This window comes from Candidatus Andeanibacterium sp., assembly GCF_057143545.1.
Map to the genome: position 1 here is coordinate 1 of NZ_DBNHSF010000166.1, position 10363 is coordinate 10363.

9 protein-coding genes are annotated in these 10363 nt (G+C 63.5%); 6 read left to right on the plus strand and 3 right to left on the minus strand.

What is annotated here, in order from left to right; translation table 11 throughout:
• The 4 genes from AC16XC_RS09750 to AC16XC_RS09765 all read left to right on the plus strand — a co-directional run.
• The coding region (locus AC16XC_RS09750; protein ID WP_484034463.1) for an aldehyde dehydrogenase family protein at positions 1-215 on the plus strand (215 nt) is incomplete at its 5' end.
• Between the two features lie 110 nt (positions 216-325).
• Positions 326-1567: a lipoprotein-releasing ABC transporter permease subunit gene (locus AC16XC_RS09755; RefSeq protein WP_484034464.1), complete on the plus strand. Its 1242-nt coding sequence runs from the start codon at positions 326-328 to the stop codon at positions 1565-1567.
• Positions 1560-2234 (plus strand): ABC transporter ATP-binding protein, encoded by a 675-nt coding sequence (locus AC16XC_RS09760; protein ID WP_484034465.1) that lies wholly within the window; start codon positions 1560-1562, stop codon positions 2232-2234. Before AC16XC_RS09755 ends, AC16XC_RS09760 begins: the two co-directional genes overlap by 8 nt.
• Before the next feature lie 2 nt (positions 2235-2236).
• On the plus strand, positions 2237-2776 hold the full coding sequence (locus AC16XC_RS09765; protein ID WP_484034466.1) for a hypothetical protein: 540 nt from the start codon (positions 2237-2239) through the stop codon (positions 2774-2776).
• Between the two features lie 7 nt (positions 2777-2783).
• Here the strand turns inward: AC16XC_RS09765 and AC16XC_RS09770 are convergent, their stop codons facing one another.
• A complete protein-coding gene (locus AC16XC_RS09770; protein ID WP_484034467.1) occupies positions 2784-3392 on the minus strand; it encodes a Yip1 family protein in 609 nt (202 codons plus the stop codon).
• A gap of 126 nt (positions 3393-3518) precedes the next feature.
• On the opposite strand from AC16XC_RS09770, the gene dnaE reads away from it, so the two are divergent.
• Together dnaE and AC16XC_RS09780 are read left to right on the plus strand one after the other, a co-directional pair.
• Complete coding sequence (gene dnaE, locus AC16XC_RS09775; protein ID WP_484034468.1) at positions 3519-6995, plus strand: DNA polymerase III subunit alpha; 3477 nt, start codon at positions 3519-3521, stop codon at positions 6993-6995.
• A gap of 86 nt (positions 6996-7081) precedes the next feature.
• Entirely contained in the window at positions 7082-8689 is a 1608-nt protein-coding gene (locus AC16XC_RS09780; protein WP_484034469.1) for a long-chain fatty acid--CoA ligase, read from the plus strand.
• Here the strand turns inward: AC16XC_RS09780 and AC16XC_RS09785 are convergent, their stop codons facing one another.
• Positions 8690-9208 carry a YbjN domain-containing protein gene (locus AC16XC_RS09785; protein WP_484034470.1) on the minus strand — a complete coding sequence of 173 codons (519 nt, stop codon included), beginning with the start codon at positions 9206-9208 and terminating at the stop codon, positions 8690-8692.
• 78 nt (positions 9209-9286) lie between these two features.
• Entirely contained in the window at positions 9287-10354 is a 1068-nt protein-coding gene (locus AC16XC_RS09790; protein WP_484034471.1) for a PA0069 family radical SAM protein, read from the minus strand.
• Positions 10355-10363 lie beyond the last annotated feature (9 nt).

Below are 10363 nucleotides of genomic sequence, written 5' to 3' on the forward strand. Positions count from 1 at the left end.
TGGCGCTCTATGTGTTCAGCCCGGATGAAGGCAATGTCGAAAAGGTGCTGCAGCGGACCTCGTCGGGCGGCGCGACCGTCAATGGCGTGTTCTCGCATTACCTCGAAAATCGCCTGCCCTTCGGCGGCGTCAACGGCAGCGGGATGGGCAGCTATCATGGCTATTTCGGGTTCAAGGCCTTCAGCCACGAACGCGCGATCTATTTGCACCAATAGGTAAAATTCCCTCTCCCATCCAGGGGGAAGGGGAATACCTCGCTCACATGGTTGCCTCTCCCAGGTTTGATCTCTAACTCCGCTAAACTCCAGCAATGCGAGACAGCCGCTTGATCCTCTCCCCTTTCGAATGGATGATTGCCAAGCGCTACATGCTCCCCGGTAGGGGCGAGGCGTTTATCGCGCTGGTCGCCGGGATCAGCCTGGTCGCGGTGATGCTGGGTGTCGCCGCGCTCGTGATCGTGATGAGCGTGATGAACGGCTTCCGCGCCGAGCTCCTCGACAAGATCGTCGGGCTGAACGGGCACGCAATCATCCAGGCCTATGGCCAGCGGCTCGACGGGTGGGAAGAAATCCTCGAGGATGTGCGCGAAACTCCCGGGGTGGAGCGCGCCTCGCCGCTGATCGAACAGCCATTGATGGTGACCTTCAACGGCCGCGTCGAAGGAATCCTTGTGCGCGGCAATACGCAGGAAGATATCGAAAGGCTGGCCGAGAAGAAGCTTTCTGGCGATTTCTCGCAGCTCCGTCCCGGCGCGAACAAGGTCGCGATCGGCGCACGGCTGGCGGAGAATATCGGGGCGCGACTGGGCGACACGATCACCATCATCAACCCCCAGGGCCGTTCGACGCCATTCGGGACGGTGCCGCGCCAGATCGCCTATGAAGTGGCGGCGATCTTCGAGGTCGGGATCTACGATTACGACCAGGCCTTCGTGGTCATGCCGATCCCCGACGCGCAAACGCTGCTGCTTATCGGCGACACGATCGGGATGATCGAGGTCAAGACCGAGGACGCCGACCGGGTCGGCGAGATCCTTGCCCCGGTGCAGGCGAGGCTCGCCGGACGCGCGACGGTTTCGGACTGGAAGACGATCAATTCCAGCCTGTTCGAAGCCCTGGCGGTTGAGCGCGTGGCGATGTTTATCGTGCTTTCGATCATCGTGCTGGTGGCGGTGTTCAATATCCTCTCGAGCCTGATCATGCTGGTCCGCGCCAAGACCCGCGACATCGCGATCCTGCGGACCATGGGGGCAACGCGGCGCAGCCTCCTGAAGATCTTCGTCACCACCGGGTTCGTGATCGGTACGCTCGGCATGCTCGCCGGGCTCGTGCTCGGGTTCGTGTTCCTGTTTTTCCGCCAGCCGATCGTTAACGGGATCCAGTGGCTGACCGGGATCGAGCTGTGGGATCCCTCGATCCGCTTCCTCACCGAACTGCCGAGCCGGACCGACCCGTTCGAAGTGCTGGCGATCGTGGTGATGGCACTGGTCTTCAGTTTCCTCGCCACGCTCTATCCGGCCTACAAGGCGGCAAGCACCGATCCGGTGCAGGTGCTGCGCTATGAGTGACCCAGTCGTCAGGCTGACCGGGCTGACCCGCAGTTTCGAGCAGGGCGGGGTGCAGATCGACGTCCTGCGCGGCGTGAACCTGGCCGTGCGGCCGGGAGAGATTGTCGCGCTCCTGGGACCTTCGGGATCGGGCAAGTCGACCCTGCTGCAGGCGGTCGGGCTGCTCGAAGGCGGGTTCGGCGGCAAGATCGAGATCGCCGGGATCGATGCCAGTTCCCTGTCCGGCGGCGACCGTACCACGCTCAGGCGCGATCACCTCGGTTTCGTCTACCAGTTCCATCACCTGCTCCCCGATTTCAATGCCGAGGAGAATGTGATCCTGCCGCAAATGGTTGCGGGGAAGTCCCGCAGCGAAGCGGAAGAGCGTGCGCGCAGCCTGCTGGCCGCGCTTGGCCTGTCCGGGCGGCTGACCCATCGTCCGAGCCAGCTTTCGGGCGGCGAGCAGCAGCGGGTAGCGGTGGCCAGGGCGCTCGCCAACCATCCGCAGCTGGTGCTGGCGGACGAGCCGACCGGCAATCTCGACGAGGCGACCGCCGACCGGGTGCTTGCCGAATTCCTGCGGCTGGTGCGAGGCGAGGGCAGCGCGGCGCTGGTCGCGACCCATAACGAGCGGCTCGCCATGGCGATGGACCGGGTGGTGCGGTTGCATGATGGAGTCCTCGAATAGTCATGGGGTCGGACCTGGCCTTTGCAGTCCTCGCTCTGTTTGCGCAACAATCGGCAAGTGAGGCAGCCACCGCGCCACCACAAGCCTGCGCGACCGATGAACACGCGGGATTCGATTTCTGGGTCGGCGAATGGGACGTGTATCCGCGCGCCAACCCCGAGCGGCAGGTCGCGAACAGCCGCATCGAGCGGCTGCATTCGGGCTGCGCGATCCGCGAACAGTGGCTGCCGCTGCGTGGAACCGGCGGCAGCAGCCTGTCGCATTACGACCCCTCCACCGGGCAATGGCGTCAGTTGTGGATCGGTTCGGCGCCGGGCAGCGTCGAGTTTTCGGGCGGTGTGGTCGATGGCGAAATGGTCCTCACCGGCTGGTGGCCGGGTTCGGGGCCCAATGGCGAGAACGGCCTGATCCGGATGACATACACGGCGATATCGGCCGATGAAGTTCGCCAGCACGGCGAATTCTCGGCCGATCACGGGCAAACCTGGTCCGACAATTTCGATTTCATCTACCGGCGACGCAGCGAGCCGCTGCAGGATTAAGCCCTTGTCAGATCATCATTGGCGGCATTCCGCCGATTCCGGTGGCAAGCGAACTGATGACGAGATTGACGACCAGGGCGACCAGTATGGTGATGGCAGTGTAGGTCAGGGCCCTGTCGGCCGGGATACCCATCATCGGCGCAACGCCGGTATAGAACAAGTAGATGCTGTAGAGTCCCAGAAAGCCGAGGATGGCAAGGACCGGAACCAGCGCGAAGACGCCCGCCAGCCAGGCTGCGGTCATGGCATAGGCGCACAGCTTGAAAGCGCTGGCGAAATCGTCATTGCCGCCAAATCTGGGGCTGAGGAAATTGGCCACGAAGGCAATCAGAAAGACCGAAAGGATCGACAGGAGATAGCTCGTGACCGCCATCCCGATCGCCGCACCGAGGCCGATCCTGAGGCCGACAAAGCCGTAACCGAGGAGTTGTCCGCCGATCAGCCCTGCGACGGGCCCGATCGCCGCCAGGGGCAGGACGTAGTCGAGAAGAATCTCCTGGGTCGAAAGCCTCTCTTCGGCAATCTGGGGCCATGCGCTCCTCGGGTCGCTGATGATTGCCTTCGCCCGATCGTTGATCGCGGCCAAATTCTCCCTGCTCAGAGGGTGTTCCGTCATTGCGATTCTCCCCGGCTTCTCGGAGCGAGAGGAACCCTTTTCGCGAAGTTTTGCAAGAGCGGTGCTTATCCCCAAGCGGGAGCCAGTGGCGCTTGATCGCGCCGCGCCCTTGGCTAGGTTTCGGTGATGGCCTTTGCTCCCTTCGTACCCTTGCGGATCCTGTCCTCCTATTCGATGCTCGAAGGGGCGATCGACCCCAAGGCGATTGCCCGCCTCGCCCGAGAGCGGGGATTTCCGGCAATAGCGATCTGCGATCGCAACGGACTTTACGGCACGGTCAATTTTGCTGCCGCCTGCTTCGAGCTCGGTGTCCAGCCGGTCGTCGGGGCCCTGCTGGGAATTGCCCGGGACGATGAAACGCAGGCAGTCGATTATTTGCCGCTCTATGCCCAGGACGAGACGGGGTGGGCAAATCTCTGTAATCTGGTCAGCAAGGCCCACCTCGATCGACCGCTTGAACTCGAACCGCACGTCCAGCTGGCGGACCTCGAAAATCATACCGAAGGTTTGATCGCGCTCAGCGGGGCATCGGAAGGGGCAATCACGAGGCTGTTCGCCGAAGGCCGGAAAGCGTCGGCCGAAGCACTGGCCGAGAGGATTGCCGCGCTGTTTCCTGGCCGATTCTACATCGAACTGGCGCGAAGGGAGAATCCGGTCGAGGATGCGGCGGAAGACGGGTTGATCGAACTGGCCTACGCGCAAGACCTTCCATTGGTAGCGACCAACCCGGCGAATTTCGGCGATCCGAGCTTCCACGCGGCGCATGATGCGATGTTGTGCATTGCCAATGCGACCCATCTCGATGCGGCGGATCGGCCGCGCAGCGCTCCGGAGGCCTGGGTCAAGTCGGCTCCGATGATGGAAGAGCTGTTTGCCGACCTTCCCGAAGCCATCGCCAATACCCTTGTGATCGCCCAGCGCTGCGCGATGGCGCCGCCTTATCGTGAACCGATCCTGCCCAGCCTGGCGGGCGACCTGGAAGCCGAGGCCAGGAAGCTGGCCGAGGATGCGCGCAGGGGTCTCGCCGCGCGGCTCGAGACCTATGGCGAAATGACCGATGAGGAACTCAAGCCGTATGTCGAACGCCTCGAATTCGAGATCGATATCATCGTCGGCATGGGCTTTCCCGGCTATTTCCTGATCGTCGCCGATTTCATCAAATGGGCGAAGGACAACGGGATTCCGGTGGGTCCGGGGCGCGGTTCGGGGGCTGGATCGGTGGTTGCCTGGGCGCTGACGATCACCGATCTCGATCCGCTAAGGCTCGGCCTGCTGTTCGAACGCTTCCTCAACCCCGAACGTGTCTCGATGCCCGATTTCGACATCGACTTTTGCGAAACCCGGCGCGGCGAAGTGATCCGCTATGTCCAGCGGAAATACGGCAACGACCATGTCGCGCAGATCATTACCTTCGGCAAGCTCAAGGCGCGCGCGGTGCTACGTGACACCGGGCGAATCCTCCAGATGAGCTACGGCCATGTCGACCGGCTGTGCAAGCTGGTGCCCAACCATCCGACCGATCCATGGACATTGCCGCGCACGCTCAACGGCGTCAGCGAATTCAAGCGCGAATACGACAGCGATCCCGACGTGAAGCGGCTGGTCGACCTGGCGATGCAGCTCGAGGGCCTGCCGCGCAATTCATCGACTCATGCTGCGGGCGTGGTGATCGGTGACCGTCCGCTGGCGCAACTTGTCCCGCTTTATCGCGACCCGCGCTCAGAAATCCCGGTGACCCAGTTCGACATGAAGAACGTCGAAAGCGCGGGGTTGGTCAAGTTCGACTTCCTCGGCCTCAAGACGCTGTCGGTGCTGCGCAAGGCGACCGATCTCCTCGCCAGGCGCGGGATCGCGGTCGATCTCGACGCGCTCCAGCCGTGGGACGACGAAGATGTCTACAAGCTCATGCAGAGCGGCAACACCGTCGGCGTATTCCAGCTTGAATCCGAAGGCATGCGGCGCACGCTGACGGCCGTAAAGCCGAGCAATTTCGGTGACGTTATCGCGCTGGTTTCGCTCTATCGGCCGGGCCCGATGGACAACATCCCGCTGTTCGGCAAGCGCAAGGCCGGCATCGAGCCGATCGTCTACCCGCACCCCAGGCTCGAAGGCATCCTGGCCGAGACCTACGGGATTTTCGTCTACCAGGAGCAGGTGATGCAAGCGGCGCAGATCCTGGCCGGTTATTCGCTGGGCGATGCCGACTTGTTGCGGCGGGCGATGGGCAAGAAGATCCAGGCGGAGATGGATGCCCAGCGCGCGCGGTTCGTCGAGGGCTGCGCCGCCGTTTCCGGGATCGACGGGAAGAAGGCCAACGAGCTGTTCGACTTGATCGACAAGTTCGCGGGCTACGGCTTCAACAAGTCGCACGCCGCCGCATACGCCTTGCTCGCCTACCAGACCGCTTGGCTCAAGACCCACTATCCGGAGGAGTTCTACGCCGCCTCGATGTGCTTCGACATGCACCAGTCGGACAAGCTCAGCCATTTTGTCGACGACATGCGCCGCAACTGCATCGTCCTCGAAGGCCCCGACATGAATGCCTCGGAAGCCGAATTCACGGTCGAGCAGACCGACGAGGGCCATGCGGTGCGCTATGCCCTGGCCGGGATTCGCAATGTCGGCGAAAAGGCGATGAATGCGATCGTCGCCGAGCGTGAGGCCAATGGACGCTTCGATTCCCTCGAAGACCTGTTCCGCCGCCTGCCGCCCGGGTCGATGAATCGCCGTCAGCTCGAAGGGCTGGCCGGGGCCGGGGCGTTCGACAGCATCGAGCCCAATCGGGCCAAGGTGCTGGCGAATGCCGATCTGCTGCTCGCAGTCGCCGATGCCGCCGAGCGCGAGCGCGAGAGCGGTCAGGCCGGCCTGTTCGGCGGCAACGATCATTCCGAGCCAAACCTGCGCCTTGTCGAGGCCGAGGAATGGGGCCGTGCCGAGCGTATGGCGAAGGAGCGCGAGAATTTCGGCTTCTATTTTGCCGCGCATCCGGTCGAGCAGTATCGGACCATTGCCAAAGCCAACGGCGCGATGAGTTACACTGCATTGATGGAATCCGGGGTGCCTGGCGGTGGGCGGACGCAGGCCATGATGGCGGCGATGGTCGAAGGCGTGGCGCGTCTGAGGACCCGCACCGGCAAGGATTACGTCCGGGCCGATTTTTCGGATTCCTCGGGCCAATTCAGCGCCGCCTGCTTCGAAGAGGGGCTGGTTGAAAGCTTCCAGCGTTGGGCGGTTGACGGCACTTGCGTCTTGCTGACGGTGGAGTTGGATGCCCCCAATCCGGATGAGCCACCGCGCGTGACGGTGCGCCAGGCCCGCCCGCTGGCGGAAGTCAAGGACGCGGCGCATATGCTGCTGACTCTCGAAATCGCGGACCCTGATGCGATCGGGGAATTGCAGATGCTGCTGGTTCCCTCGGACGGCGGGAAGGGAGAAGTGCTGGCGAGGCTGCATGCCGGCGAGTTGGGCCACCCCCTGGTGAGGCTGGGCACCAATTTCGACCTCGATGGCGATATTGCCGAACAGATCCAGGAAATCCCGGGCGTCTCGCGCGTCTCGCTGAGGGCCAAGCCCGCCGGCGCCAGGCTGAGACTGGTGGCCTGAGCGGCCGTCGATGATCCCGCTTGGCAAGCCAATTGCCGCTTGCCATTGTGGATCCTGTCCTTGAGCAGCCATTCGGAGAGAGGCCGATGCTCGGTGCAATGCAGGATTGGAAGCTGCGGCTCGGCCATGTGATCGACCATGCCGCGCGCGAGCACGGCGCACGCGAGATTGTCAGCCGCTGGAGCGACGGCCGCGAGACACGTAGCAACTGGGCCGGCATGCGGCACGACGCCATTCGACTCGTCCAGGCCTTGCAGCGGTTGGGGCTCAACCCCGGTGATCGGATCGCTACCCTGGCGATGAATCATATGCATCACCTGTCGAGCTTCTTCGGAGTCACCGGCGCGGGCATGGTGCTGCATACGATCAATCCCCGCCTGTTCGAGGACCAGCTCGATTATATCGCCAACCATGCCGAGGACCGGGTACTGTTTTACGATGCCATGTTCGCACCGCTGGTCGAGCGAATGAAGCCGCGCTGGACCACGATCGAGCACTACATCTGCTACGATCCCGGATCGCAGTCCGGGACAGGCGGCGAGTTCGAAGCGCTGATCTCGGCCGAGAACGGCGATGGCGACTGGGTCGATGGCGACGAGAACGAACCGTGCCACCTGTGCTACACCAGCGGTACGACGGGCAATCCCAAGGGCGTGCTCTACACCCACCGATCCAACATGTTGCACGCGCTGGCCGCGATCCAGCCGAGCCTGCTGGCGCTCGAGCCGCGCTCGGTCATGCTGCCGGTGGTGCCGCTGTTCCATGCCGCTGCCTGGGGACTGCCGTGGGCTTGCGCGGCGGTGGGCGCGAAGATGGTCTATTCTGCGGTCAACGACCCGACCCTGATCTGCGAGCTGATGCAGCGCGAGAAGGTCACCCACATGGCCGGCGTGCCGACCGTCTGGCTCGGCATGTTCCAGCATCTCGACAAGACCGGGACCGGCCTGCCGCATCTCGAAGAAGCGATCGTCGGCGGATCGGCGATGCCGCGGGTGATGATCGAACGGCTGATGAAGGCAGGTGTGAGGGTGAAGCATGCCTGGGGCATGACCGAGACCTCGCCGATCGGAACCTGCGGCTCGGAACCGGCCGATTGGAACGATCTCGCCTTCGAGGACCAGGTCGATGTGAAAGTGCTGCAGGGTAGGGTGCCTTTCGGGGTCCAGATCCGCTGCGTCAGCCTCGACGATCCATCTGTCGAGCTTCCCCGCGACGGCAAGACGGCCGGGGCCTTGCAGGTGCGCGGGCCATGGGTGGTCAAGCGCTATTTCAAGGGCGACGGCGACGCGGTCGCTGCCGACCAGTGGTTCGACACCGGCGATGTCGGGATCATTCTCCCCGACGGGACCCTCAAGCTCACCGACCGGACCAAGGACGTGATCAAGTCGGGTGGCGAATGGATCAGCTCGGTCGAACTCGAAAACGCCGCCGTGGCCCACCCCGGCATCGCCGAGGCCGCGGCCATCGGCATCCCCCACGCCAAATGGGACGAGCGCCCGATCCTGGTCGCGGTGCGGGCCGAAGGATCACAGGTAAGTGCCGAAGAAGTGGTCGATTTCCTGCGAGACAAGGTCGCCAAATGGTGGCTGCCCGACGCGGTCGAATTCGTCGAGGAAATCCCGCACCAGGCAACCGGCAAGATCAGCAAGAAGGATCTGAGGGACCAGTTCAGGGATTACGTGCTGGAGTCCTGATCATTCCGGCTGAGCGTAGAGATCCCGGCTGAAGCTTCCCGTCCCGCTTTCGAACACGGTCAGCTGGGTCCGCAGGTTCGCGAGCGCAATCCCGTGTTCGGCGATGATATACATGTTTAGCTGCGCATTTCCCTGGCCGTCATGGGTCGCCATGGTCGCCGCATGACCCCGGTTGTACTGGTTGACGAATTGCGCCACGGCACCCGGCGTCTTGCCTTCCGGCTTGCTGAAGCGCGCATAGAGATTGAGCCCGGTGCACCCGCTATTGACCATTTCCCCCCGGCAGATCGACGGAGCGGCCACCGCCGTCGCGCCGTTCTTCAGCTTGACGATGTAGATCGCCTGTCCCTGGTCGCCATTGCGGCGCTCCCAGGTGGCGCCCATGGCCTCCAGCGTCTGGGTCAGCTCCGGGCCGTCGAAATTGAGCAGGATGCGGATCTGGCCATCATCCTGCGCCGAAACGGCAGTCGATCCGAGGCCGAGCGCGAGGGCTGAAGCGAACAGGGCAAGCTTTTTCATCTAATGGACTCTCCGAATATCGGTTGGTGCAGCGCATGGGGTTGGCGCGCCCTTTCAGGGAAGCGGCTTAACAGGCCGTCAGTCCGGAAACAATGGCAGCTGTCGGTCGTTTGCGGGTGGCTTGAACCGATTGCAGTCGAGTTCGATCTTGTCATTTGCAATGCCTTGGCGCTTGCAGGCCAGCCTGAAGCGATCGCGAAACAGCTGCGCCCACTGGCCCTGCGGGCGCATCCGGCTGAAGAAGCGCGGATCGTTGTCGCGCCCACCGCGCGCCGAGCGGATGATCGCCATCACCTTGCCCGCCCGCTCGGGGTAATAGGTTGCCAGCCACTCGCGGAAAATCGGCGCGACTTCATGCGGCAGGCGCAGCAGGATCCAGCTGGCGCTTTGTGCGCCGGCTTGCGCGGCCGCTCCGATGATCGCTTCCATCTCTCCATCGGTGATCGCCGGGATGACCGGTGCGACCGAGACATGGGCCGGGATGCCGGCCTGCGCAAGGTATGCCAACGCGGCGATCCGCTTGGCCGGGGCGGCGGCGCGCGGTTCGAGTGTCGAGGACAGTTTCGGGTCGAGGCTGGTGACCGAAAGCGTTACCGCCACGAGGTTCCTTGCCGCCATTTCCCGCAACAGGTCGAGATCGGACAGAACCCTGTCCGATTTGGTCGTAATGATCGCTGGGTGGCCGGTTTCGAGGCAGATTTCGAGTACTTGCCGCGTGATCCGGTAGCGCGCTTCGATCGGCTGGTAGGGGTCGGTATTGGTGCCCATGGCGATCGGACGGGGTGCATAGCCGGGCCTGGCCAGCGCCTCGCGCAGCAGGCTTGCCGCATTCGGCTTGGCGAACAGCCTGCTCTCGAAATCGAGCCCCGGCGACAGGTCGTGAAAGGCATGGGTCGGCCGGGCGAAGCAATAGGAGCAGCCATGTTCGCAGCCGCGATAGGCGTTGATCGAGCGGTCGAAGCCGAGATCGGGCGAGGCGTTGAAGGTCAGGATCGACTTGGGATGTTCTTCGGTGACGGTGGTCCGCAATTTCGATGGCGCACCATCGATCGCTTCGGCCTGGTCGAGCCAGTCGCCATCGGCCTCGCGCCGGGCAAGGTTGAAGCGCGTCGAGAGGGCGCCGGATTGTGCGCCTCGGCCACGTATGGGGCGGGG